Origin of the sequence: Herbidospora solisilvae (assembly GCF_009901565.1) — a bacterium.
GTDB classification, from domain to species: domain Bacteria; phylum Actinomycetota; class Actinomycetes; order Streptosporangiales; family Streptosporangiaceae; genus Herbidospora; species Herbidospora solisilvae.
The window spans coordinates 262,812-284,359 of sequence record NZ_WXEW01000001.1 but is presented as its reverse complement, the minus strand read 5'-3'; the positions used below and the strand labels follow the sequence as shown (position 1 = coordinate 284,359).

The window sequence follows — 21,548 nt, the reverse complement described above, 5'->3', positions numbered from 1 at the left end:
GAACCCTCCAGGTTTTGGGCACACCGAAGAAACCCCTGGTCGGGGGCGTTTCGGGATCGCTCCATCCTGACCGGCCCAGGCGGCCCCAGGCAAACGTGAAATGTACATTCACATTCGGTCTGACCTGCGGAAACGCCAGAAAGTGGCGGGGGGGCACCGATCGTGAGACAGCCCTTGAACTGGGCGGCAACCGGTTTTTGAAGATTTTTTGATCGGGGGCGATACGGTCGGGTCCATGAAGTACGCGCTGATGATCTACGGCACTCAGGCGGGCTGGGCGGCGTTCTCGCCGGAGGAGTTCCAGACCCTGGTCGACCGCCACGACGCCTGGATCGCGAAACTCCGCGAGACCGGCGAGCTGGTGGCCGCGCAGGGCCTCGAAGGAGAGGACCAGGCGAGGTCGGTCCGGGTGCGCGACGGCATCCCCGTCGTCACCGACGGGCCGTTCGTGGAGGCCAAGGAGTTCCTCGCCAGCCTCTACATCGTCGAGTGCTCGGCCGAACGGGCCGTCGAACTGGCGGCCGGGCTGCCCGAGGCCGAGTTCTCCGCCGTCGAGGTGAGACCGGTGTTCGAGGGCTCATGACCGGCGTCGACGCGGTGACCGACCGCCTGCTGCGGGAGCTGGCGCCGCAGGTGCTGGCGGTGCTGGTCCGCCGCTGGGGCCGCTTCGACGCGTGCGAGGACGCCGTCCAGGAGGCCCTGCTGGCGGCGGCGCTGCAGTGGCCCGTGGAGGGCGTGCCGGCGAGCCCGAAGGCGTGGCTGGTGACCGTCGCCACCCGCCGCCTGGCCGACGAGGCGCGCAGCGAGCAGGCGCGCGAACGCCGCGAGGAACGCGTCGCGGCGATGCCCGGCCCCGGCGACGACGTGGAGCACCACGACGACACCCTCACCCTGCTCTTCCTCTGCTGCCACCCGTCGATCTCGCCGTCGTCGCAGGTCGCCCTCACCCTCCGGGCCGTGGGCGGGCTGACGACCGGGCAGATCGCGCGGGCGTTCCTGGTCCCCGAGGCGACCATGGGCCAGCGCATCAGCCGCGCCAAGCAGTCGGTCAGGGCCGCCGGAGCCCGGTTCGAGCCGCCTCCGGCGGCCGAGTGGGAGGCCCGGCTCGCGGTCGTCCTGCACGTCCTCTACCTGATCTTCAACGAGGGCTACGCCGCCAGCGCCGGAGAGGGCCTGCTCGACGTCGAGCTGACCACCGAGGCGATCCGGCTGACCCGGCGGCTGCACGCGCTGCTGCCCGGCGACGGCGAGGTGTCCGGCCTGCTGGCCCTGATGCTGCTCACCGACGCGCGGCGTCCGGCCCGCACCGGCCCCGGCGGAACCCTGGTCCCGCTCGCCGAGCAGGACCGGTCCCGCTGGAACCGGGCCCTCATCGCCGAGGGCACCGACCTGATCACCGAGACTCTGCGCTCGGCCTCGCTCGGCCCCTACCAGGTGCAGGCCGCCATCGCGGCCGTGCACGACGAGGCCCCCAGCGCCGCCCAGACCGACTGGCGGCAGATCCTGGTCCTGTACGCCACCCTGAAGCGCTTCTGGCCCGGCCCCATGGTGTCGCTCAACCACGCCGTCGCCGTCGCCATGGTCGACGGTCCCGCCGCCGGCCTCGACCTGCTCGCCGAGGTCGAGCGGGACGCCCGGCTGAAGGGCCACCACCGGGTGGAGGCGGTCCGGGCCCACCTGCTCGACATGGCCGGCGACCTCGACGGCGCCCGCGCCGCCTACGCCAAGGCCGCGCGCCAGACCGCGAACCAGCCCGAACGGCGCTACCTGGAGCACAAGGCACGCCAGGCGGACCGCAGAATGGACAGGTGATGCGAGAACTCGCCGGCCTGGTCGGCGACGGGGGAGTGGTGGTCCTCAGCGGCGCGGGACTGTCGACCGAGTCGGGCATCCCCGACTACCGGGGCGAGACCGGCCGGGCCCGCCGCGCCGACCCGATGACCTACCAGACCTTCACCACCAGCGCCGCCGCCCGGCGCCGCTACTGGGCCCGCAGCCACGTCGGCTGGCGCCACATGGGCCGCGTCGAACCCAACTCCGGCCACCACGCGGTCGCCCGCCTCGAACGGCTCGGCCTGGTCGACGGCGTCGTGACCCAGAACGTCGACGGCCTCCACCAGGCCGCCGGCACCCGCCGCGTGGTCGAGCTGCACGGCGGCCTCGACCGGGTCGCCTGCCTCCGCTGCCGGGCCCGCATCCCCCGCACCGAACTCGACGACCGGCTGAAGGCGGCCAACCCCGGCTTCGACGCGGCCGTCGGCCCCATCAACCCCGACGGGGACGCCGTCGTCCCCGACGAGCTGGTGGCCGGGTTCACCGTGGTCGACTGCGACGGCTGCGGCGGCCTGCTCAAGCCCGACGTCGTCTTCTTCGGCGAGAACGTGCCCCAGCCGCGCGTCGACGAGTGCTTCGGCATGGTCGCCGCGGCCCGGCTGCTGCTGGTGCTGGGCTCCTCGCTGACCGTGCGGTCGGGCCGGCGCTTCGTCGACCGGGCCGAGGCGCTCGGCATCCCGATCGCGATCGTCAACCAGGGCCCGACCGGCGGCGACGACCAGGCGCTCCTCAAGCTCGACGCGCCCCTGGGCGAGACGCTGACGGTGCTGGCCGGAGCGTGAGCGGCCCGGCTTCAACACTTCGCGGCCCTCGGCCGTCTAGGTGATGTGGACCCCGACCCCGACTTCGCCGCGTTCGCCGCCGAACGCGCCGACGCGCTCTTACGGTACGGCTACGTCCTGAGCGGCGACCCCCACGACGCGGCCGACCTCACGCAGGAGGCGCTGGCGCGGCTGCACCGGGCGTGGCCGCGCGTGCGGCGGAAGGACGACCCGGAGGCCTACGTGCGGGTCGTCATGGCCCGCCTGCACATCAGCGTCTGGCGGCGGCGCCGCCGCGAGAGCCTGGCCGTCGACCCGCCCGACGGCGCGTGGGAGGACGCGCGTCCCTCCGACCGCGAGCAAGGGCTGTGGCGGGCGCTGGCGGACCTGCCCCGCAAACAGCGCGCCGTGCTGGTGCTGCGGTACTACGAGGACCTGACCGACGCCGAGATCGCCCGGGTGCTGGGCATCGCGCGCGGCACCGTCCGCAGCCACGCGAGCCACGGCCTGGCCCGCCTGCGCACCGTCATCGGAGACACCGCGACCGACAGGAGCCCGCGATGACGCTGGAAGACGACCTGCGGGCCACGCTGGCGCGCGCCGCGACCCAGGCTCCCCCCGCCCCGCCCGGCCTGCTCGACGGGGTCGCCCGCCGTCGCCGCCGCCGGGCGCGGTCCCGGCTGCTCGCCTCGGCGGCCGCCGTCGTGCTGGTCGCGACCGGGACGATGCTGGCCGTCCGGCACGAGCGGCCCGAGCCCGTGGTGGTCACCCCGCCCCCGCCGGCCATCACCGAGGAGCAGGTGGCGGGGTCGCCGCCGGTCGAGGAGGTGTGGCCCGGCGCGGTCCAGATCGCCCCCGCCTCCCTGGAGAACGGCAAACGGCTGCGCCCGCTGCTCATCGCCGACGACCACACCACGCTGCTGACGACATGGAGCTCCCACGAGAGGGCCGGCGCGGTCTACGCCTACGACCAGCGCACCCGCGAGCTGCGCCAGGTCACGCTCGTGCCCTCCCGCAAGGGCGAGATCGCCGACGGCTTCGTGGTCGCGGGCGACCGGCTGGTCTGGCACGTCAAGACCGACACCTCCGCGACCCTGTGGCGGGCGCCGCTGGCCGGGGGGAGCGCCGAGCGGCTGCCGGGCACGCTGCCGCACGTGCCGTGGGCCACCGACCTGGCCGGTGACCGCCTCGTCTACTCCGCGGGCGACACCGGCGTCTTCAGCGTCCCGGTGACCGGCGGGCCGCCCACGCCGGTGCCGGGCGGCGAGGGGCTGCACCTGCTGGAGTGGCCCTGGGCGGGCGACCCCCACCTGCCCGCCGACGGCGAGAAGGACGTCCGCTTCCGGCGGCTCGTCAACCTGGAGACCGGGGAGGTCCGCCACGCCGCCCTCACCCCGGGCGACCGCTACGTCGTCTGCGGGGTGACCACCTGCTCCGGGCAGCACGCCGACGGCGCGTCCTTCGTGCGCGCGCGGGACGGGTCGGGCGAACGGGAGGTGCCGTTCGCGCCGCAGGGGCTGGCCGCCGACCGGTTCATGGCCGTGACGGTCACCGGCCGGGACGAGGTCGAGCAGTACGTCGTCGACGTGGTCACCGGGCGGTCCGGCAGCCTGGAGCTGAACGTCACCCTGGACGGCGGCGAGCGGTCCTACACCACGATGGGCCTCACCGCGGACGACCGGGACATGCTCAGCGTGCATCGGACCGGTGACGACACGTTGGTGTTCATCGACCTGAGGCGGATAACCTCAGGCCCGTGATCGACGAGATCGGCGCCGTCGCGGCGCGTCATCTGGGGCGTCCGGCCCGGTCGGTGGTCAAGCTCGGCGAAGGCTGGGACAACGTCGCCTACGAGGTCGACGGCGACCTCATCGTGCGCGGCAGCAAGGAGGGCGGCGCGGCGGAGGTCCGCCGCGAGGCCGCGCTGCTCGCCGTCGTCGCGGAGGTCTCGCCCGTGCCCACCCCTCAGGTCCTCTTCGTGGACGGGGAGGCGGGCGTGATGGCGTACCGGAAACTGGCGGGAGAACCCCTCGACAGCCGGCTCGGGCTCGCGGTCGCCAAGCCGCTGGGGGCCTTCCTCGCGGCGATGAACGCGGTGCCGAAGGAGCGGGTCGCCGGTCTGGTCGAGGTCGACGACGACCCGTTCTACGCCTGGCTGGCCGGGACCATCGAGGAGTACAAGGAGGTCGTCCAGGAGCACGTGCCCGGCGACCTGCGGGTGCCCGTCGAGAGGTTCCTCCGCGAGAACCCGCCGCGCGACGAGACCAAGACGCTGGCGTTCTGCCACAACGACCTCGGCGCCGAACACGTGCTGACCGACGGCGCGACCGTCACCGGGGTCATCGACTGGACCGACGCCGCCATCGCCGACCCCGCCCACGACCTCGGGCTGGTCCTGCGCGACCTCGGCCCCGAGGTGTTCGCCGAGACGCTGCGCCACTACCGCGACCACGGCGGCGACGCCGGGCCGACGGTGGAGACGCGCGCCCGGTTCTACGCGCGCTGCGCGATCATCGAGGACATCGCCTACGGCCTCACCCGGCCGGGCGCCCGCTTCTACGCCGAAGAGGGCCTGTCCCACCTGGCCTGGACGTTCGCCGACAACTGACGCAGCACCCGCATCGTGTCGCCGGCCCGCTCCGGCGGCACGAACAGGTGGTCGTGGAAGTAGGCCGACACCGCGTTGCACGGGATGCCCTCGGCCGCCAGCGCGGCCGTGATCGCGGCCAGCATGCCGACGGCGGCCAGCGACGAGTGCACCCGCAACGTGATCCAGCGGCACGGGAAGACGCCCTCGGCCTGCCCCTCCGGGACCACCAGGGTCACGCCCTCGGGCTCGGTGAACGTCAGCACCGGCGTGAGCCCGGGCGGCGGCTCGGCGGCGGTCGCGAAGACGTGGACGCCGTCGTGCAGGACCGGGTCGAGGGTCGCCAGCAGGGTGGCGAGGTCGTGTTCGCCGGGTGTCATCCGATGACCGCCGCGACGATCTGGGACGGGTCGCGTTCGAGGTTGTCGCGGCTGTGGATGTAGATGTCGGTGGTCGACGAACTGGAGTGGCCGAGCGCCTGCTGCAACTGCTTGACCGAGGCGCCCCGGTCGCTGGCGACCGTCGCGAACGTGTGACGCAGCGCGTGGGGGGTCACCTTCGACTCCAGGCCGGCGGCCTTGGCGACCTTCACGACCAGGCGGTAGGCGTCGGCGCGGTCGAGCGCCCGGCCGCCCGCCGTGGCGAACAGCGGGCCGGTCAGCCGGTCTCTGGTGACCCCGGCCCGGCGGGCGCGGTCGTCGAGGTAGGCGTCGAGCGCCGCCGCGGTGGCGGGCGGCAGGTTGCGCACGCGGGTCTTCTGCCCCTTCCCGACGATCCTGAGGGTACGGTGGCCGCGCTGGTGACCCAGGTCGTCGATGGTGGCCGCCAGCGCCTCGGACACACGCGGCCCCAGCTCGATCATCAGCCGGACGAACGCGGCCGTGCGCAGGGCGGTGGGCCCCGTCGTGGCGTCGGCCGCCGCCACGAGGGCACGCGCCTCCTCTTCGGTGAGGCCGACGGTCTCCGACTGGAACCGTTCGACCTTGGGGCGGCGTACCCGCGTGAAGGGGTTGGACTCCAGGACGCCCTCGTCGGTCGCGTAGGCGTACCACGACGAGATCGCCGACAACTTGCGCGCGAGGGTGCGCGGCGAGACCGGTTCGAGCCAGCGGGCGAACGCGTCGCCGTGCACCCGGACGGCCCGCAGCGGATGGATCTCGTGCCGCTCGCAGAAGGCGAGCCACTGCGCCAGGTCGGAGCCGTAGGCCGAACGTGTGTGGGGGGAGGAGAACGACAACAACCACGCCTGCGTGAGCCGGTCGAGCACCGCCTCGCCGTCACGGGCCACCACGCCGTCGATCACACGTTCGGGCAGACTCATGATCGTCAGGATACTCCGGCACGCGCCAGCAGCAGGGCCCTCTCGCGCTCGTTGCGCGTCAGCCCGGCCGCCCGCCGGAACTCGGCCCGCGCCTCCTCGTCGCGGCCCAGCCTGGCCAGCAGATCACCCCGCACGCTCGGCAGCAGGTGGTAGTCCCGCAGCGCGGGCTCGTCGGCCAGCTCGTCGACCAGGGCCAGCCCGGCCGCGGGGCCGTAGGCCATCGCCAGGGCCACCGCCCGGTTCAGCTCGACGACCGGCGACGGGACCTCCTCGGCCAGCCGGTCGTAGAGACCCGCGATGCGCCGCCAGTCGGTCGCCTCCGCCGTCTCGGCCCGGGCGTGGCAGGCGGCGATGGCGGCCTGGAGCGCGTACGGCCCCGTGCCCGCCCGCTCCAGCGCCGCCAGCCCCGCGGCGATCCGGCGGCGGTCCCACTTCGTGCGGTCCTGGTCGAGCAGGAGGATGGGGTCGCCGTGCTCGTCGGTGCGGGCGTCCAGCCGCGAGGCCTGGATCTCCAGCAGCGCCCGCAGGCCGTGCACCTCGGGCTCCTTCGGCAGCAGGTCCTCCAGGAGGCGGGCCAGCCGCAGCGCCTCCTCGCACAGGTGCGGCCTGACCCAGTCGTCCCCCGCCGTGGCGGTGTAACCCTCGTTGAAGATCAGGTAGACGACCTCCAGCACCGCCTCCAGGCGCTCGCCCAGCTCCTCGCGGGCCGGCACCTCGAACGGGATCCGCTCGACGGCGAGGGTCTTCTTCGCGCGGGAGATCCGCTGGGCCATCGTGGCCTCAGGGGAGAGGAACGCGCGGGCGATCTCGTCGGTGCTCAGCCCGCCGAGCAGCCGCAACGTCAGCGCGACCCGCGTCTGGGTGGTCAGCACCGGATGGCAGGCCACGAACAGCAGCCGCAGGACGTCGTCCTCGATGGCGTCCGGATCGGGCTGCTCCTCGACGTCGACGGCGGTCCGGGCCAGTTCGGCGAGCTTCTCGTCGTGGCGTTCCCGCCGCCGGAACACGTCGACGGCCCGGCGTTTGGCGACCGTGGTCAGCCAGGCCCCCGGGTTGGCCGGGACGCCGTCGCGGGGCCACTGTTCCAGGGCCGCCACCAGGGCGTCCTGGGCCAGTTCCTCGGCCAGGCCGACATCGCCGGTGAGCCGCGTCAGCCCGGCGATGACGCGGGCCGCCTCGCTCCGCCAGACCTCTTCCACCACGTGGTGCGCCTTGTTGGTCACCGCGCCATTCCACCAGACTGGGCGGATGCGATTCATGATCATGGGCTTGGGAAACGAGGCGACCGAGGCCGGGGTGCTGCCCAGCGACGAACTCATCGCGGCTATGCACGCCTACAACGCCGCCATGACGGAGGCCGGGGTCCTGGTGGCCGCCGAGGCGCTGCATCCGATGACGCGGGGGGCGCGGATCTCGTACCGGAAGGGCAAGGCCGTGGTCATCGACGGTCCCTTCACCGAGACGAAGGAGGTCATCGCCGGGTTCTGGATCATCGAGGTGGAGTCGAAGGAGGAGGCGGTGGCCTGGGCGTTGAAGATGCCGTATGTCCAGGACGGGGAGGAGGGGGTGGAGATCCGGGAGGTGTTCGAGGTGCCGGAACTCGACGAACGGATCGCGGAGGAACGGGCGCGGGGAGAGCGGTGAGGCCTGTGACCTGCGGCGTCGGCTGGAGGCCTCTGCGGTCGGATCCGTCGTCTGCGTCAACACGGGGTGGACCTTAGGCGTCCGTGGATCCTCATCTGACGGCCGGGCCGGTTGGGCTGGAGGAGGGTCGGCGGGCGTTTAATTCGGTGGGAAGGTCACCTGATGACCGGCAAGGTGGACGGCATGTTCTCCGATCGTCTGGCCGAAGGATCGGCCGTTCCCGTCGAAGGGTGGGACTTCTCCTGGTTCGAGGGGCGGGCCACCGAGCAGCGGCCCTCCTGGGGATATGCGCGGCTGCTCGCCGGCCGGGCCGCTTCGGCGAAGGCGCTGCTCGATGTGCAGACCGGCGGCGGTGAGGTGCTGGCGTCCGTCCCGGTCCTGCCGCCGGTGGTGGCGGCGACCGAATCGTGGGAGCCGAATCTCGCCCTGGCCCGGCGGCGGCTCGGCGACGTCGTCGCCCACGTCGCCGACGACGCCGACCTGCCCTTCCCCGACGGGCACTTCGACCTCGTCGTCTCCCGCCACCCCGTCGCCACCCGCTGGGACGAGGTCGCCCGCGTCCTCACCCCCGGCGGGCGTTACCTGGCCCAGCACGTCGGGTCGGGCACGGTGCGGGAACTGACCGAGTTCATGATGGGCCCGGTCACCGGCGGACGCCGGGACGTGGATCCCCGCACCACACGTTCCGGCGTGGACGTCGTCACCCTCGTCACCGCCGCCGAACGGGCCGGGCTCGACGTGGCCGACGTCCGGCACGAGGCGTTGCGGATGGAGTTCTTCGACGCCGCCGCCGTCGTGGTGTTCCTGCGCAAGGTCATCTGGACGGTCCCCGGTTTCACCGTCGACGCCTACCGCGACCGCCTGGAGACGCTGCACGACTTCATCGAGCGGCACGGGCCGTTCGTGGCCCACTCGCAGCGCATTCTCATCGAGGCGGTTCGCTGATCAGGCCCGCGTCGTGGACGAGCAGCGCGATCTGCACCCGGTTGTTGAACCCGAGCTTGGCCAGGATGCTCGACACGTGGGTCTTGACCGTCGGGACGCTCAGATAGAGCTCAGCCCCGATCTGGGCGTTCGACCGGCCGTGGCCGACCGCGACGGCGACCTCCCGCTCGCGGGTGTTGAGGCCCTCCAGCTTCGCCACGGCGGCCGACCTGCGGCGGTCAGGCCCGCTTTCGGCCACCCGGTCCATCAGGCGGCGGGTCACCCCCGGCGACAACACCGGATTGCCGCGCGCCACCTCTCTGACGGCCTCGACGATCTCGGCCGGCGGGGTGTCCTTCAGCAGGAACCCGGCCGCGCCGGCCCGCAGCGCCCGCAGCACGTGCTCGTCGGCGTCGAAGGTGGTCAGCACGATGACCTCGGGCGCGTCCTTCCGGGCGCGCACCCGTTCGGTCGCGGCCAGGCCGTCGACGTTCGGCATGCGGATGTCCATGAGGATCACGTCGGGCGCCAGCGTCTCGACGAGACCGGCGACCTGGGAGCCGTCGCCCGCCTCGCCGGCGATCCGGATGTCGGGAGAGCCGCCGAGCATCATCGTCAGGCCCGCGCGGACCAGCGGGTCGTCGTCGACGATCAGCACGGCGATGGTCATGCCGGCCAGGGTAGCCAAGCCCTCAGCACCCACCCTCCGTCAGGCCGCCCGCCATGGGAAAGCGTGCCGCCCGCCAGGGCCACCCGCTCGGCCAGGCCGGTGAGCCCCTGCCCGCCCGGATGAACCGCCGGTTCCCCGGGTGGTGGCGTGTTGCGGACCTCGACCGTGAGACCCGCCTCCGGTGCGCCGCTGACCGACACCGCCACCTCGGCGCCGGGGGCGTGCTTGCGCGCGTTGGTCAGGCCCTCCTGGACGATGCGGTAGCCGGTCCGCCCGGTCAGGCCGGGCACCTCACCCTCGACCTGCTCCGTGAGCGTCACCCGCATGCCCGCCCGCGCCGACTCCTCGGTGAGGCGGCCGACCTCGGCGAGCGTCGGCTGCGGCAGTTCGCGTACGGGGGCACGGAGCACCCCGATCACGTCACGCAGGTCCTGGAGCGCCTGGTGGGCGCTCTCGCGGATGATCTTGGCGGCGCGGGCGACGTCGTCGGGCGGCGCGTCCGGACGGAACTCCAGCGCGCCCGCGTGCACGCTGAGCAGCGACAACCGGTGGCCCAGGACGTCGTGCATCTCGCGCGCGATGGCCTCGCGGGCCTGCAACTGCGCCTGTTCGGCCCGCAGCCGGACCTCGGTCGCCATCTGGGCCTCCCGGTCGCGGCGGGAGGCGGCCAGCTGCCGCCGATGATGGATCACCATGCCCCAGCCGGTCGCCATGCCGTAGATGGACGTACCCAGCAGGAACACCGCCCCGCCCGGATCGACCGGATCGGGCCGCAGGACGACGAAGACGACACACGACAACACGCTGAGCCCGAACACGCCCGCGGTGACGCGGGGCGGCCGGTGCACGGCCACGTTGAACAGCGCCACGATCGTCGCCCCGGCGATCAGCTCGGACCAGGCCGAGACGACCACCAGCACCAGCGCCAGCCCGGTCGGGTGCCGCCGCCGCCACCAGATGGCCGCGCAGCCCGCCACACCGAGCACCTGGTCAAGGTGGAACAGGGCGGGATGCGGCATCAGATGCAGGATCGGCATCCGCACGGACGCGGTGAACAACCCGAAGCCGACCGCGAACCCGAACAGCAGCGAGTCGACGATCCAGTCACGGGGGCGGCGGGGGGAGACGTCCATCGCGTTCGAGCGTAACCACGCCGGCTTTCCCCCGGCTACGCGACGATGGTCGGTCAACGCCCGACTTTCGTCGTGGCCGCGAGCACCGACGCGCCGGCCGCCAGCACCAGGCAGACGGCGACCAGCCCCCCGATGAGCGGCCAGGGGATCACCAGAGGGACGTCGGTGTTCATGGCCTCGGCGAACGCGCCGCGGATGCCGAAGAGCGCGGGCAACGCGACCACCGTCCCCAGCCCGGCGCCCAGCAGCACCACGAGCGCCGACTCCGCCGCGACGGTGCCGCGCACCTGCCGTGGCGTCGCCCCCGACAGCCGCAGCACCTCCAGGTCGCGCACCCGCCCGGCGGCCGACATCACCATCGTGTTCACGATCGCCACGCCCGCGTAGGCGGTGGACACCACGACCAGCAGCAGGGTCGCGATCCACACCAGCCGGTCCTCCTCGGCGTCGGCCTCGGCCGCGTAGGCCGCCACGTCGACCACCCGCGCCCCCGGACCGGGATCGGGAGCGGTGCCGACGACGTAGGCCTCGTCGGCGAGGACCGCCGGGTCATGGCTCCTCAGCAGGTCACGGGACACGAGCACGTCGGCGTCGGCGTTCCGGACGGTGCCGGCGACGGTCAGCCTCGCCGAGGTGCCGTCTTCGAACGACACCGGCAGCACCGCGCCCGGCCGCAGCCCCCGGTCCTCGGCCAGCCACTCGGCGATCAGGACCCGGTCGTCGTGGCGGAGCTCGTCGAGCGGGCCGGAGGTGTCACCGGCCGTCTTCAGCAGCTCCGGCGTCGCCCCGATGGTGCTCAGCGGGTCGCCGTTGGCCTCGAACACCGCGCTGAACAGGGACGACTCTCCACCGGACACATCGGTCAGGCCCGGTGTGCCGTCGGGCACGATGACCGCGTCGGCCCGGATCGTCGTGGCCCGGACGGCCGCGAAACCGGCGGCGGTCGTCTGCACCATCCCGGTGATCAGCACCGCGCACCCGATGGTGACCAGCACCGGCGTGGCCGTGGCGGCGGTCCGGCGGACCGCGGTTCTGGCGTTCTCCCTGACGAGCATGCCGACCGCCCCCCGGCCCCGGGTGAACGGCCACGACGCGTAGTGCGCCACCGGCGGGACCACCACGGGGGACAGCAGCGCCAGACCGGCGATCACGCCCACCGCAGCGACCAGACCGGACATCACGAACGCGCCTTCGCCGTCCGAGCTCACCGCCGACGCCACCCCCAGCGCGCACGACGCCAGCCCGGTGATCCACCGCAGCCGCGGCATCGGCCGGTCGTCGACCTCGGCCTCGCGCAGCGCCTCCAGCGGACCCACCCGCGCCGCCCGCCTCGACGCCGACCAGACCGCCACCAGCGTGAGGACCACCCCACCGGCGAACGACCCCGCGAGCGGCAGCGGCGACAGAGCGACCGCGAAGCCCGCCGGCTCGAACCCGACGTCGACCAGCACGGCGCCCAGCACCGGCGCGAGCAGCGCACCGGCCGCCACACCCGCCGCCGTCGCGGCGACGCCGACCACGAGGGCCTCGCCGTAGACCATGGCCCGGATCTGACGCGGCGTCGCCCCGACGGCCCGCAGCAGCCCGAACTCGCGGCGCCGCTGCGCCACCCCGACGGCGAACGTCGACCCCACCACCAGCACCGACACGAGCGCCGAGAGCACGGCCATGCCGGTGAGGATCTGCATGCCGATCCAGCGGGTGCGCTCGTCGTCACGGGACTCCAGGACGCTCCGGCCGTCTCCGGTGAGCACGTCGGCGAACCTCCCTGCCGCCTTGGCGATCGCGGCGACGTCGGCCCCCGGTTCGGCGACCAGGCCGATGGCGCGTACGCCCGTCGAGAGGGGGGCCGCTTCGGCGTCGTTCAGGAAGACCCCCGGCCCGTCGACCGTGCCGGACACCGTGAACGTCACCGGGCCGCGCGCCGTCAGCACGGACACCTCGGTCCCCGGCGTCAACCCCAGGGACCGGTCGACGACCGTCTCGCCTTTTCGGGGTGCGGTGCCCGCTGTCAGCCGGTAGGGCGCCAGCGTCGCCGTGGACCAGGCGTGACCCCGTTCGGACGGTGCGGGTCTGCCGCCGATCACGGGCTGGGCGTAGAACGCGCGGTCGGGAACGGCCTGCGCGACCCCGGGGATCGCGGAGAGCTCCTCGACCAGTGACGCGACCGTCTCGGGCGACCACGGGCGGTCGGGGGCGAAGCTGCCGTCGGCCCGATCGAGCCTCGGAGCCGAGACGAACACCGGCGTCCCCGCCAGCCGGTCGGGCACTCTCGGCCCCGCCGAGGCCAGCGCCAGGGCGCTCATCGACACCAGCGCCATGCCGAGTGACAACACGACGAAACCACCGGCGAACGACTGCCACCGTTCTCGCACCGTCGCGAAGCTCAGCATGTGCCCGCCATCCGGGCGGCGACGGTCTCGGCCGTCAGGGCGCCGGTGAACTCGTCGACGACGCGCCCGTCCTCCAGGAAGATCACCCGGTCGGCGTAGGACGCCGTCACCGGGTCGTGGGTCACCATGATCATCGTCTGGGCGTGGTCGTCGACCAGGCGGCGCAGCATGCCGAGCACCTGGCGGGAGGTCTGGGTGTCGAGCTGGCCGGTCGGTTCGTCGGCGAACACCACGGCGGGCTTGGTGATCAGCGCCCGCGCGATCGCCACCCGCTGCTGCTCGCCACCCGACAGGCCGCTCGGCCGGTGACCGGCCCGATCGGCGAGCCCCACCTGCGCCAGCGCCCGGCGAACCAGCTCGGGGGCGGCGGGCCGCCCGGCGAGGCGGAGCGGCAGCGCGACGTTCTGTTCCGCGGTCAGCGCCGACACCAGGTTGAACGCCTGGAAGACGAACCCGATCCGCTCGCGCCGCAACACGGTCAGGCCGTGTTCGTTCAGCGAGCCGAGGTCGGTGCCGTCGATGACGACCGTGCCCTCGGTCGGGCGGTCGAGACCGGCCGCGCAGTGCAGCAGCGTCGACTTGCCCGACCCCGACGGGCCCATGATCGCCGTGAGGGTGCCCGCCGCGAAGCCGGCCGTCACCCCGTCGAGCGCCGTCACCGTTCCGTAGGTGCGGCGTACCGCTTCCAATCGAACCTTCATGGCGTCAAGCGAAGCCGACCGGCTCAGCCCGGCGCATTGGTGCTGCGGCGAGGAGTGAGAGTAGTCCTGGCACTACCGTGCCGGTCGGGGTCGATCGGTTACGGTCGGGGCGTGCTGACCAGAACCGCGATGGCCGCGATGACGCGCCGGCCACTGGCGTTCCTGGGTTCGTCGTGGCCGTGGCGCGCGCTCGCCTATCTGCTGTGCAGCGCGGTCTACGCGGTGGCCATGTGCCTGCTCATCTACACGGCCTACGTCTTCGGCACCGGAACGGCGTTCGCCGCCGCCCTGCTGACCCTGATCGTGGCGGCGCTGCCGGTCGGGGCGTTCGAGCGTGCGCGGATGCGGCTGGTCGACCGCACCCCCGCGGGCAACCCGCATGTGAAGCCGCCGAACCCGGGTCTGCGGGCCTGGCTCACCACACGCGTGCGGGAGCAGGCGACCTGGCGTGATCTCGGGTTCACGGTCGTCGCGCTGTCGGTGTTGTGCTGGATGGACCTCGGGCTGGTCTCGTCGGCGTTCTGGTTGCCGGTGCTGTTGATGTCGGCGCCGCTCCAGCCGAGCATGCACTGGGTCGACGGCCTGCCGCTGGCCGCGGGCGGGCTGCTGCTGGTGCCGCTGTCGGCCTACATGCTGGCCGCGTGGGCGGGCACGAGGGCCATGATCGCGCGGGCGGTGCTCGCGCCCGGCGACGCCGAGATCATCCGCTCGCGGGCCCGGCTGGTCGACGCGTTCGAGGCCGAACGCCGCCGCATCGAGCGCGACCTCCACGACGGCGCCCAGCAGCGGCTGGTGTCCCTCAGCATGAAACTCGGCCTGGCCCGCCTCGACCTGCCGCCCGGCTCGCCCGCCGAGACCCAGGTCGCCGAGGCCCACGAGGAGGCCAAACGTGTGCTCGCGGAACTGCGCGAACTGATCCGTGGCATCCATCCCCAGGTCCTCACCGACCGAGGGCTCGGCGCGGCCGTCGAAGACGTGGCGGGCCGGTCGCCGGTCCCCGTCGACGTCGACGTCTCGCTGCCCGGGCGGTTGCCCGCCCCGATCGAGGCGGCGGCCTATTACGTCGTGTCCGAGGCGATGACGAACATCGCCAAGCACAGCGGAGCCCGGCACGGGCACGTCTACGGCCGCCTTCACGAGGGCGCCCTGGTCCTGGAGGTCCGCGACGACGGAGTGGGCGGCGCCGACCCGGCGGCGGGCTCGGGCCTGGCCGGCCTGGCCGACCGGGTGGCCGTCACCGACGGCGTGATGAGCCTGTCGAGTCCGCGTGGTGGCCCGACCTTGTTACGTGTGGAGATTCCGTGTCCCGCGCCCGGTTAGTCCCGGGAGGCTCGGATGAGCATCTTCGGGCAATCTCGGGTGGCTCTGGCGGAGGTTGTCGTCTCGTGTCGCCGAACGGTCGGGAGGGAGATGGCGTGCGATGTGGTCGCCCGCTTCCGCCGCGTATCTCTAGAGGACGGCCTCCCCTCTCCGGGGAGCGGTTCGTTCCGTTCTCGGGCGGCCGTGGTGGAGGTCTCGTGTCCCCACTCCGGGCAGCCGGGGTGAAGGTCCTCGTGGAGGTCGTGTGCCCCGTCTCCGGGTAGCTCTGGCCGAAGACGTCGTGCTGCTGCGTGAAGGGCTCGCCGGGCTCCTCGAGCGGTTCGGCCACGAGGTCGTCGCCGCCGTGGGCGACGGTGCCGCGCTCGTCGAGGCCGTCACCGCCCACGAGCCCGACATCGTCGTCACCGACGCCCGCATGCCGCCCGGCTTCTCCGACGAGGGACTGCGGGCCGCCCTCGCCCTGCGCGCCACCCGTCCGGGGCTCGCGGTGCTGGTGCTCAGTCAGTACGTCCAGCAGACCTACGCCGCCGAACTCCTCGACTCCGGCGGCGGCGCCGGCATCGGATATCTGCTGAAAGACCGCATCGGCGAGGTGCGCGAGTTCGTCGAGGCGGTCGAACGCGTCGCGGAGGGGCACACGGTCGTCGACCCGGAGGTGGTACGGCAACTGCTCGGCCGCCGCCGCGAACCCCTGGCCCGGCTGACCCCGCGTGAACACGAGGTCCTGGGTCTGGTCGCCGAAGGCCGCTCTAATGCGGCCATCGCGCGCGCGTTGGTGGTCACCGAGGCGGCGGTCGCCAAGCACATCGCCAGCATCCTGGCCAAGCTCGACCTGCCTCCGGCCGAAGACGACCACCGCCGGGTGCTGGCCGTGCTGGCCTACCTCAGAGGCCGCTGACCAGGTGGTACGGCGTCGTCGTCATAGGCCGCCTGGGAGCGGGTCGGGCCCTGCTGACCGGGATCGTGACCATCGTCGTCCCGGTCGTCCCCGAGCAGGTCACGCCTCGCCTGACGACGCCGGCGCGGACGGCGTCGCCGAGGGAGTCGGCGAAGGCGTCCCAGTTGCGGCCAGTGTCGTCGCCGGCCACGCACCACCCCAAAGTCGGACCGGGGAAGACCTTCGGCCGAGTCCTCCCGACCGTCGCCGCCCCTAATCTCGGCGGCATGCGAAAAGGTCCCCGGCTTCTGGGTCTGCTCCTGTTCATGATGGGTGTCAGCGGCACCGTCGACCACCTGGCCACGCAGCCGATCATGGGCATACTGTTCAACGCTCCCAACCGCTGGATCTTCGAGCGGATGGACCTCTTCGAGGGCCGCGAGGTCTTCGCCAACCTGTCGCTCGCGTTCGTCGGCGTCGTGCTGGTCGCGTTCTCGCTCCGGCGCTGATATTCCCTATTGTTCCCTATAATGGGGAACATGCAGCCATATTCGGTCGAACAGGTAGCGAACCTACTCGGGCTTCACGTCAAAACCGTGCGCAACTACGTCCGGGACGGCAAGCTGAAGGCCGTCCGCATCGGCAAGCAGTACCGGATCACCCGCGAGGACCTCGAAGCCTTCACCGGCCAGCCGGTGGTCCCCGAGACGGTGCGGCGGCATCGGGCGGTCGAGGTCTCCAGTGTGGTCCAGGTCGACGCGATCAGCCGGGAGCAGACCGATCGGATCTCGAACGCGGTGATCGCCTTGGCCAACAGCGGCAGCGCCGAGGGAAAGCTCCGGGTCGAGGCCATCTACGACGAGGTCCGGGCCTCGCTGAAGATCGTCGTGATCGGCGGGGTCGCCGACACCGCCGCGCTGCTCACCATCGTCGACGCCCTCACCAAGGAGTGACCGTGCACTTCACCCTCCCCGCCGACGGGCCGCCGATCGCCAGCGAGGCCGACGCGCTCGACGTCATCGGCGCCACCTTCGGGCAGGGCGTGACCTGGGTGGTCATCCCGGCCGAGCGGCTGCCCGACGCCTTCTTCTCCCTGCGGACGGGCCTCGCGGGCGCGATCCTGCAGAAGTTCGTCCAGTACGGCCTCCGCCTGTCCGTCATCGGAGACGTCTCCCGCCACATCGCGGCCAGTGACGCCTTCCGCGACCTGGTCCGCGAATGCAACCGCGGCGACCAGACGTGGTTCCTGCCGACGCGCGAGGAGTTCGACGCCCGCGTCACGGCACCCCGATGAGCCGCAGCACGGCCGTGGTCGCCGCCGCCGCGATCACGATCACCGGGAACGGCGCCTTCCGGACGGCCAGCACCCCCGCCACCAGCACCCCGGCCGGCCGCGCCCATCCGGCGAACGAGGAGGTCACGACCAGCGCGAACAGCAGAACGAGCGCGGCCAGCGACAGCAGGTCCTCCAGGCGGGGCGGAATCCGTACCCGATCCCGGAAAAGAGGGCCCGCCAGCCGGAACGCCAGCGTCCCGGCGGCCAGCACCACGATCGCGACGATCGGCATGTCCATCTCAGGCCTCCTTCGGGCGGGCCAGCAACCCGAGCAGTGACAGCAGCACCGGCACCCCCGCCGGCAGTACCGTCGACGCCGCCAAGGCGATCGCCCCGCCCGCCAGTACCGGCGCCCGCACCCCCCGCTCCGACAGTGCCGGCGTGATCAGCGCCAGCAGCACCGCCGGGAACATCGCGTCCAGTCCCAGGGCGTCGGTGTCGCCGATGAAGGTCCCGGCCAGCGCCCCGACGACCACCGACACGTTCCACGCCGCGAAGAGGGCCAGGCCGCTGACCCAGAAGTAGTCGTGCCGTTCCCGCGCGTCCCGCCCCTTCAGGGCGAACGCCACCGTCTCGTCGGTGATGAGCTGGGCGCCGTACAGGCGGCCTTTCACCGTGTCGGCGACGGCGAAGCCGAAGGGGAGGAGGCGGGCGTTCAGCACCAGGCCGGTCGCCACGGCCGCCACGGCGCCGCCGCCCGCCATCACGATGCCGATGGCGGCGAACTGGGCTCCTCCGGCGAACACGATCAATGACATCACCACCGGGACCCAGGGCTCGAAACCTCCGGACACGGCGATGGCGCCGAAGGAGGCTCCGACGATGGCGTCGGCCACGCAGACGAGGGCTATGTCGCGCAAAGCCGTTCGTGATATCGAACGCATGGCCACTAGAATGAACACACACGACAATGTTCGTCAAGGCGAACAATCGGACTGATGGAGCGAACAGGCTTGGACACCTCCGCCGCGTTGATCACCCTCATCGCCGCGTCGATACGCCGCGAGCGTGAGCGGGTCGGGTTGTCGCTGACCGAGCTCGCCAAACGGGCCGGGATCGCCAAGTCGACGCTGTCGCAGCTTGAGTCGGGGGCCGGAAATCCCAGCGTGGAGACGTTGTGGGCGCTCGCGGTCGCGCTGGGGGTGCCGATCAGCCGGCTCATCGACCCGCCCCGGCCGCATGTGCGGGTGATCCGGGCGGGGGAGGGGCCGGTGACCCATTCCGAGCGGGCCGACTACGCCGCGACGCTGCTCGCCTCGTGTCCGCCCGGGGCGCGGCGGGACCTGTTCCGGATCGACGCCGAGCCGGGGGAGGCGCGGGTGTCCGATCCGCACAACCCGGGCACGACGGAGCACGCGATCATCGGGCACGGGCGGGCCCTCGTCGGGCCGACCGAGGGGCCCGTCGAGCTCGGGCCGGGCGACTACATCACCTACCCTGGCGACGTGCCGCATGTCTTCCGGGCACTCGAACCCGAGACCACCGCCGTGATCGTCATGGAGCACGTGTGATCGACCTGCGCTCCGACTGCGCCTCCTGCGCGGGGCTGTGCTGCGTGGAGTTGCCGTTCACCCGATCGGCCGACTTCGCCGTCGACAAGCCCGCCGGGAAACCCTGCGTCAATCTGACCGGGGACTTCCGCTGCCGCATCCACGACCGGCTGCTCGACAGCGGTTACCAGGGTTGCGTCACCTTCGACTGCTTCGGGGCGGGGCAGCGGGTCACCCAGGAGAAGCGTGACGTCGCGCTCTTTCCGCTGCTGCGGCAGCTCCACGAGCTGCTCTGGTACCTCGACGAGGCCGGGCGGTACGGCCACGCCGCCGACCTGCGCGAGGAGACCGAGGCGCTGGCCGCGTCCCCGGTGATCGACGCCTTCGCGATCGGCGAGTTGCGGGCGCGGGTCGGGGCGCGGCTCGGGGAGATCAGCGAACAGGCGCGCGGGCCGGCCAAGGAGGTGCGCCGCGACCTGGCGGGGGCCCGGTTGCGCGGGCACGACCTGCGGAACGTCAGCCTCCGGGGGCGGCTGCTCATCGGGGCCGACCTGCGGGGCGCCGACCTCCGCGGGGCCGACCTGCTGGGCGCCGACCTGCGGGGGGCCGACGTGCGGGGCGCCGATCTACGGGGTGCGCTGTTCCTGACCCGTCCGCAGGTCGCCGCCGCCCGGGGTGACCGGGAGACCCGGCTCGACCTCGACCGGCCCGGTCACTGGCGCTGAGCGCATCTCCCGCCACTCGGGGCGCAGGCCCGTGAGGGTCGTGATCAGGAAGTAGGCGACCCCGCAGAAGGCCAGCACCGGCACCAGGCCGGCCGCCGCCACCGCCGCGCCGGCCGCAAGGCCGCCGAGGGGCATGCCCGACCAGGCCACCGCGTCGCTGAGGGAGTTGACGCGGCCCAGCATCGGCCTCGGCACCCGCTCGAAGTAGATCGCGCCGATGATCGGGTTCAGGAAGCCGCTGCCGAAGCCGCCGACCGCGAAGACGGCGATGACCGCCCACAACGGCACGTCGACCGCCAGGATCAGGAACCTCGGGGCGCCGATGACGAGGAAGCCGAGGAAGAAGACCAGGCGGCGGGGCAGCCGGTGCGCGACCATCGCCGCGATCAGGGAGCCCGCCACGGCCGAGACGCCCATGACGCTGGTGGCCAGGCCGATCGCGGCCGGGCCGCCGCCGGTCTCCTTGGCCCAGACCGGGAGGAGCAGGGAGGAGAAGGCGGCGTCCAGGAAGTTGGTGAGACCGACCATGATCGTGATGGTCAGCATGAGGCGCTCGTTCCTCAGGAAGGCGAAGCCCTCGCCGAAGCGCCGCCAGTAGCCGGTCTTCGGGCCCGTCTCGGCGGGGCGGTGACCCATGTCCTTGGGCAGGACGGTCGCCACGATCACCGAGCCGAGGGCGAAGCAGACGGCGTTGGCGATCAGGGCGACCATGGGGCCGGTCAGGGCCACCAGCGCGCCCGCGACCGCCGGGCCGACCGTGGAGGCGAGGCGCTCGGCGACGCCCGCGAGGCCGGCCGCCCGCTCCAGGGGGATGCGGCCGAGCTCCGCCGCCTCCGGGACCATGATCTCCTTGGCCAGGTCGCCCGGCCCGCGCACCGCCCCGATGACCGCCACGAGGACCAGCAGCACGGGGAAGGACAACCCCCCGGAGAAGTGCAGGATCGGGATCAGCGTGGCCGCCACGGCGCTGACCGCGTCGGCCCGCCACGACATCCGCCGGGGGCCCATCCGGTCGACGACCGGGCCGGCGAGGGCTTTGACCAGCACGTACGGAGCCATCTCGCAGAACGCGACCAGGCCGGTCTGGGTGACGCTGCCGGTGGTGACCAGTACGAACCAGGGGATGGCGATCGCGGAGACGCGGGTGCCCGTGTGGGCGATCAGGGAGGCGGCGAACAGGCCCGCGACCGGGCGCCACGAGCGGGTCATGACGGCTCCGGCAGGGAGTGGATGACGAGCACGACACGCTCCGCGCCGCCGGGGGCCTCGGCGTCGGGGCCGTCGAGGCGGTAGCGGCCGACGACGGCGTGCAGCTCCTCGATCAGGCTGTGGGCCTCCTCGGGGGTGAGGCGCAGCGCCCAGTCGCTGAGGTCGAAGACGTCGCGCCAGGGGCCGGGCATCGTCTGGTGGGCGGCCAGGGTGCGATGGGCGCGTTGTCCCTGGACGTCGATCACCGACTGGAGGTACATGAACGCGGCCTCCGGCTCCTGGTCGGCCAGTTCGGTGTCGTCGAAGTGGGTGATGCGGTGGATCGCCCGCCACCAGCGCTCGCGGCCGTTGCCCCGGTTGACGTCCTCCTCGACCAGCCCGCCGCCCGCGAGCTGGCGCAGGTGGTAGCTGGTCGCGCCGGAGGTCAGGCTCAGCCGGTCGGCCAGTCCGGTCGCGGTCTGGGGGCCGTGGAGCCGCAGCAGGCCGAGCAGTTGCACGCGGACCGGGTGCGCCAGCGCGCGCAGGCCCTTGGCGTCGAGGAAGACGGACTCGTTCATGAGAGCCACCATAAACCGCAAAGAACTCTTTGCAAAGAACCCTTTGCGGTTTGGGATGGCCGAAAAC

27 protein-coding genes are annotated in these 21,548 nt (G+C 72.8%); 15 read left to right on the top strand and 12 right to left on the bottom strand.

Annotated features, from left to right (window positions below; all coding sequences use genetic code 11):
* The first annotated feature begins 235 nt into the window (after window positions 1–235).
* The 6 genes from GT755_RS01300 to GT755_RS01275 are packed head-to-tail and all read left to right on the top strand — an operon-like array spanning window position 236 to window position 5,202.
* On the top strand, window positions 236–583 hold the full coding sequence (locus tag GT755_RS01300; protein WP_161477841.1) for a YciI family protein: 348 nt from the start codon (window positions 236–238) through the stop codon (window positions 581–583).
* The gene (locus tag GT755_RS01295) at window positions 580–1,812 is read left to right on the top strand and encodes an RNA polymerase sigma factor (RefSeq protein ID WP_161477840.1); all 1,233 of its coding nucleotides are present in this window, start codon (window positions 580–582) and stop codon (window positions 1,810–1,812) included. The genes GT755_RS01300 and GT755_RS01295 overlap by 4 nt, the downstream gene beginning before the upstream one ends.
* A complete protein-coding gene (locus GT755_RS01290; protein ID WP_161477839.1) occupies window positions 1,812–2,615 on the top strand; it encodes an NAD-dependent protein deacetylase in 804 nt (267 codons plus the stop codon). The genes GT755_RS01295 and GT755_RS01290 overlap by 1 nt, the downstream gene beginning before the upstream one ends.
* 45 nt (window positions 2,616–2,660) lie before the next feature.
* Window positions 2,661–3,158, top strand: coding sequence for a SigE family RNA polymerase sigma factor (locus tag GT755_RS01285; protein WP_161477838.1), 498 nt, complete (start codon window positions 2,661–2,663; stop codon window positions 3,156–3,158).
* Entirely contained in the window at window positions 3,155–4,354 is a 1,200-nt protein-coding gene (locus tag GT755_RS01280) for a TolB-like translocation protein (protein ID WP_161477837.1), read from the top strand. The genes GT755_RS01285 and GT755_RS01280 overlap by 4 nt, the downstream gene beginning before the upstream one ends.
* On the top strand, window positions 4,351–5,202 hold the full coding sequence (locus GT755_RS01275) for a phosphotransferase family protein (RefSeq protein WP_161477836.1): 852 nt from the start codon (window positions 4,351–4,353) through the stop codon (window positions 5,200–5,202). Before GT755_RS01280 ends, GT755_RS01275 begins: the two co-directional genes overlap by 4 nt.
* On the opposite strand, the gene GT755_RS01270 is transcribed toward GT755_RS01275, so the two are convergent.
* Genes GT755_RS01270 through GT755_RS01260 form a run of 3 tightly spaced genes read right to left on the bottom strand, consistent with a single transcriptional unit; the run spans window position 5,151 to window position 7,725 of the window.
* On the bottom strand, window positions 5,151–5,561 hold the full coding sequence (locus GT755_RS01270; protein ID WP_161477835.1) for an ACT domain-containing protein: 411 nt from the start codon (window positions 5,559–5,561) through the stop codon (window positions 5,151–5,153). The genes GT755_RS01275 and GT755_RS01270 overlap by 52 nt on opposite strands.
* The gene (locus tag GT755_RS01265) at window positions 5,558–6,502 is read right to left on the bottom strand and encodes a tyrosine-type recombinase/integrase (RefSeq protein WP_161477834.1); all 945 of its coding nucleotides are present in this window, start codon (window positions 6,500–6,502) and stop codon (window positions 5,558–5,560) included. The genes GT755_RS01270 and GT755_RS01265 overlap by 4 nt, the downstream gene beginning before the upstream one ends.
* A 5-nt stretch (window positions 6,503–6,507) precedes the next feature.
* Window positions 6,508–7,725 carry an RNA polymerase sigma factor gene (locus tag GT755_RS01260; RefSeq protein WP_328794111.1) on the bottom strand — a complete coding sequence of 406 codons (1,218 nt, stop codon included), beginning with the start codon at window positions 7,723–7,725 and terminating at the stop codon, window positions 6,508–6,510.
* A 25-nt stretch (window positions 7,726–7,750) separates the two neighbouring features.
* On the opposite strand from GT755_RS01260, the gene GT755_RS01255 reads away from it, so the two are divergent.
* Window positions 7,751–8,146 (top strand): YciI family protein, encoded by a 396-nt coding sequence (locus GT755_RS01255; protein WP_161477832.1) that lies wholly within the window; start codon window positions 7,751–7,753, stop codon window positions 8,144–8,146.
* A gap of 162 nt (window positions 8,147–8,308) precedes the next feature.
* On the top strand, window positions 8,309–9,091 hold the full coding sequence (locus GT755_RS01250) for a class I SAM-dependent methyltransferase (RefSeq protein WP_235965762.1): 783 nt from the start codon (window positions 8,309–8,311) through the stop codon (window positions 9,089–9,091).
* On the opposite strand, the gene GT755_RS01245 is transcribed toward GT755_RS01250, so the two are convergent.
* The 4 genes from GT755_RS01245 to GT755_RS01230 are packed head-to-tail and all read right to left on the bottom strand — an operon-like array spanning window position 9,072 to window position 13,967.
* On the bottom strand, window positions 9,072–9,740 hold the full coding sequence (locus GT755_RS01245; protein WP_161477831.1) for a response regulator: 669 nt from the start codon (window positions 9,738–9,740) through the stop codon (window positions 9,072–9,074). The genes GT755_RS01250 and GT755_RS01245 overlap by 20 nt on opposite strands.
* The gene (locus GT755_RS01240) at window positions 9,737–10,873 is read right to left on the bottom strand and encodes a sensor histidine kinase (protein WP_161477830.1); all 1,137 of its coding nucleotides are present in this window, start codon (window positions 10,871–10,873) and stop codon (window positions 9,737–9,739) included. Before GT755_RS01240 ends, GT755_RS01245 begins: the two co-directional genes overlap by 4 nt.
* Before the next feature lie 53 nt (window positions 10,874–10,926).
* Window positions 10,927–13,266, bottom strand: coding sequence for an ABC transporter permease (locus GT755_RS01235; RefSeq protein WP_161477829.1), 2,340 nt, complete (start codon window positions 13,264–13,266; stop codon window positions 10,927–10,929).
* Window positions 13,260–13,967: an ABC transporter ATP-binding protein gene (locus GT755_RS01230; protein ID WP_161477828.1), complete on the bottom strand. Its 708-nt coding sequence runs from the start codon at window positions 13,965–13,967 to the stop codon at window positions 13,260–13,262. The genes GT755_RS01235 and GT755_RS01230 overlap by 7 nt, the downstream gene beginning before the upstream one ends.
* Before the next feature lie 111 nt (window positions 13,968–14,078).
* Here GT755_RS01230 and GT755_RS01225 point away from each other — a divergent pair, with 111 nt between their 5' ends.
* The gene (locus tag GT755_RS01225) at window positions 14,079–15,287 is read left to right on the top strand and encodes a sensor histidine kinase (RefSeq protein WP_161477827.1); all 1,209 of its coding nucleotides are present in this window, start codon (window positions 14,079–14,081) and stop codon (window positions 15,285–15,287) included.
* A gap of 244 nt (window positions 15,288–15,531) precedes the next feature.
* Complete coding sequence (locus tag GT755_RS01220) at window positions 15,532–16,185, top strand: response regulator (RefSeq protein WP_161477826.1); 654 nt, start codon at window positions 15,532–15,534, stop codon at window positions 16,183–16,185.
* On the opposite strand, the gene GT755_RS01215 is transcribed toward GT755_RS01220, so the two are convergent.
* Window positions 16,172–16,375 (bottom strand): hypothetical protein, encoded by a 204-nt coding sequence (locus tag GT755_RS01215; protein ID WP_161477825.1) that lies wholly within the window; start codon window positions 16,373–16,375, stop codon window positions 16,172–16,174. The genes GT755_RS01220 and GT755_RS01215 overlap by 14 nt on opposite strands.
* A gap of 76 nt (window positions 16,376–16,451) precedes the next feature.
* Here GT755_RS01215 and GT755_RS01210 point away from each other — a divergent pair, with 76 nt between their 5' ends.
* The 3 genes from GT755_RS01210 to GT755_RS01200 are packed head-to-tail and all read left to right on the top strand — an operon-like array spanning window position 16,452 to window position 17,458.
* Complete coding sequence (locus tag GT755_RS01210; protein ID WP_161477824.1) at window positions 16,452–16,673, top strand: hypothetical protein; 222 nt, start codon at window positions 16,452–16,454, stop codon at window positions 16,671–16,673.
* 21 nt (window positions 16,674–16,694) lie between these two features.
* Window positions 16,695–17,117, top strand: a complete 423-nt coding sequence (locus GT755_RS01205) for a helix-turn-helix domain-containing protein (RefSeq protein ID WP_328794110.1) — start codon at window positions 16,695–16,697, stop codon at window positions 17,115–17,117.
* Window positions 17,118–17,119: 2 nt separating this feature from the next.
* Window positions 17,120–17,458 (top strand): DUF4180 domain-containing protein, encoded by a 339-nt coding sequence (locus GT755_RS01200; RefSeq protein ID WP_328794109.1) that lies wholly within the window; start codon window positions 17,120–17,122, stop codon window positions 17,456–17,458.
* Here the strand turns inward: GT755_RS01200 and GT755_RS01195 are convergent.
* Together GT755_RS01195 and GT755_RS01190 are read right to left on the bottom strand one after the other, a co-directional pair.
* Window positions 17,442–17,738, bottom strand: coding sequence for an AzlD domain-containing protein (locus GT755_RS01195; RefSeq protein ID WP_030453650.1), 297 nt, complete (start codon window positions 17,736–17,738; stop codon window positions 17,442–17,444). The two genes, GT755_RS01200 and GT755_RS01195, sit on opposite strands and share 17 nt — an antisense overlap.
* Window position 17,739: 1 nt before the next feature.
* On the bottom strand, window positions 17,740–18,360 hold the full coding sequence (locus tag GT755_RS01190; protein ID WP_235965760.1) for an AzlC family ABC transporter permease: 621 nt from the start codon (window positions 18,358–18,360) through the stop codon (window positions 17,740–17,742).
* Window positions 18,361–18,438: 78 nt separating this feature from the next.
* On the opposite strand from GT755_RS01190, the gene GT755_RS01185 reads away from it, so the two are divergent.
* Complete coding sequence (locus tag GT755_RS01185) at window positions 18,439–19,011, top strand: helix-turn-helix domain-containing protein (RefSeq protein ID WP_161477820.1); 573 nt, start codon at window positions 18,439–18,441, stop codon at window positions 19,009–19,011.
* Entirely contained in the window at window positions 19,008–19,715 is a 708-nt protein-coding gene (locus GT755_RS01180; protein WP_161477819.1) for a pentapeptide repeat-containing protein, read from the top strand. The genes GT755_RS01185 and GT755_RS01180 overlap by 4 nt, the downstream gene beginning before the upstream one ends.
* On the opposite strand, the gene GT755_RS01175 is transcribed toward GT755_RS01180, so the two are convergent.
* Window positions 19,617–20,924, bottom strand: a complete 1,308-nt coding sequence (locus GT755_RS01175; protein WP_161477818.1) for an MFS transporter — start codon at window positions 20,922–20,924, stop codon at window positions 19,617–19,619. The two genes, GT755_RS01180 and GT755_RS01175, sit on opposite strands and share 99 nt — an antisense overlap.
* A complete protein-coding gene (locus GT755_RS01170; protein WP_202609519.1) occupies window positions 20,921–21,481 on the bottom strand; it encodes an ArsR/SmtB family transcription factor in 561 nt (186 codons plus the stop codon). Before GT755_RS01170 ends, GT755_RS01175 begins: the two co-directional genes overlap by 4 nt.
* Window positions 21,482–21,548 lie beyond the last annotated feature (67 nt).

Bases quoted from the DNA above. Each gene is read 5' to 3' on its own strand.
- GT755_RS01300 (WP_161477841.1), top strand. From the start codon at position 236: ATGAAGTACGCGCTGATGATCTACGGCACTCAGGCGGGCTGGGCGGCG.
- GT755_RS01295 (WP_161477840.1), top strand. From the start codon at position 580: ATGACCGGCGTCGACGCGGTGACCGACCGCCTGCTGCGGGAGCTGGCG.
- GT755_RS01290 (WP_161477839.1), top strand. From the start codon at position 1,812: ATGCGAGAACTCGCCGGCCTGGTCGGCGACGGGGGAGTGGTGGTCCTC.
- GT755_RS01280 (WP_161477837.1), top strand. From the start codon at position 3,155: ATGACGCTGGAAGACGACCTGCGGGCCACGCTGGCGCGCGCCGCGACC.
- GT755_RS01270 (WP_161477835.1), bottom strand. From the start codon at position 5,561: ATGACACCCGGCGAACACGACCTCGCCACCCTGCTGGCGACCCTCGAC.
- GT755_RS01265 (WP_161477834.1), bottom strand. From the start codon at position 6,502: ATGAGTCTGCCCGAACGTGTGATCGACGGCGTGGTGGCCCGTGACGGC.
- GT755_RS01255 (WP_161477832.1), top strand. From the start codon at position 7,751: ATGCGATTCATGATCATGGGCTTGGGAAACGAGGCGACCGAGGCCGGG.
- GT755_RS01250 (WP_235965762.1), top strand. From the start codon at position 8,309: ATGACCGGCAAGGTGGACGGCATGTTCTCCGATCGTCTGGCCGAAGGA.
- GT755_RS01245 (WP_161477831.1), bottom strand. From the start codon at position 9,740: ATGACCATCGCCGTGCTGATCGTCGACGACGACCCGCTGGTCCGCGCG.
- GT755_RS01240 (WP_161477830.1), bottom strand. From the start codon at position 10,873: ATGGACGTCTCCCCCCGCCGCCCCCGTGACTGGATCGTCGACTCGCTG.
- GT755_RS01235 (WP_161477829.1), bottom strand. From the start codon at position 13,266: ATGCTGAGCTTCGCGACGGTGCGAGAACGGTGGCAGTCGTTCGCCGGT.
- GT755_RS01230 (WP_161477828.1), bottom strand. From the start codon at position 13,967: ATGAAGGTTCGATTGGAAGCGGTACGCCGCACCTACGGAACGGTGACG.
- GT755_RS01210 (WP_161477824.1), top strand. From the start codon at position 16,452: ATGCGAAAAGGTCCCCGGCTTCTGGGTCTGCTCCTGTTCATGATGGGT.
- GT755_RS01205 (WP_328794110.1), top strand. From the start codon at position 16,695: ATGGGGAACATGCAGCCATATTCGGTCGAACAGGTAGCGAACCTACTC.
- GT755_RS01195 (WP_030453650.1), bottom strand. From the start codon at position 17,738: ATGGACATGCCGATCGTCGCGATCGTGGTGCTGGCCGCCGGGACGCTG.
- GT755_RS01185 (WP_161477820.1), top strand. From the start codon at position 18,439: ATGGAGCGAACAGGCTTGGACACCTCCGCCGCGTTGATCACCCTCATC.
- GT755_RS01175 (WP_161477818.1), bottom strand. From the start codon at position 20,924: ATGACCCGCTCGTGGCGCCCGGTCGCGGGCCTGTTCGCCGCCTCCCTG.
- GT755_RS01170 (WP_202609519.1), bottom strand. From the start codon at position 21,481: ATGAACGAGTCCGTCTTCCTCGACGCCAAGGGCCTGCGCGCGCTGGCG.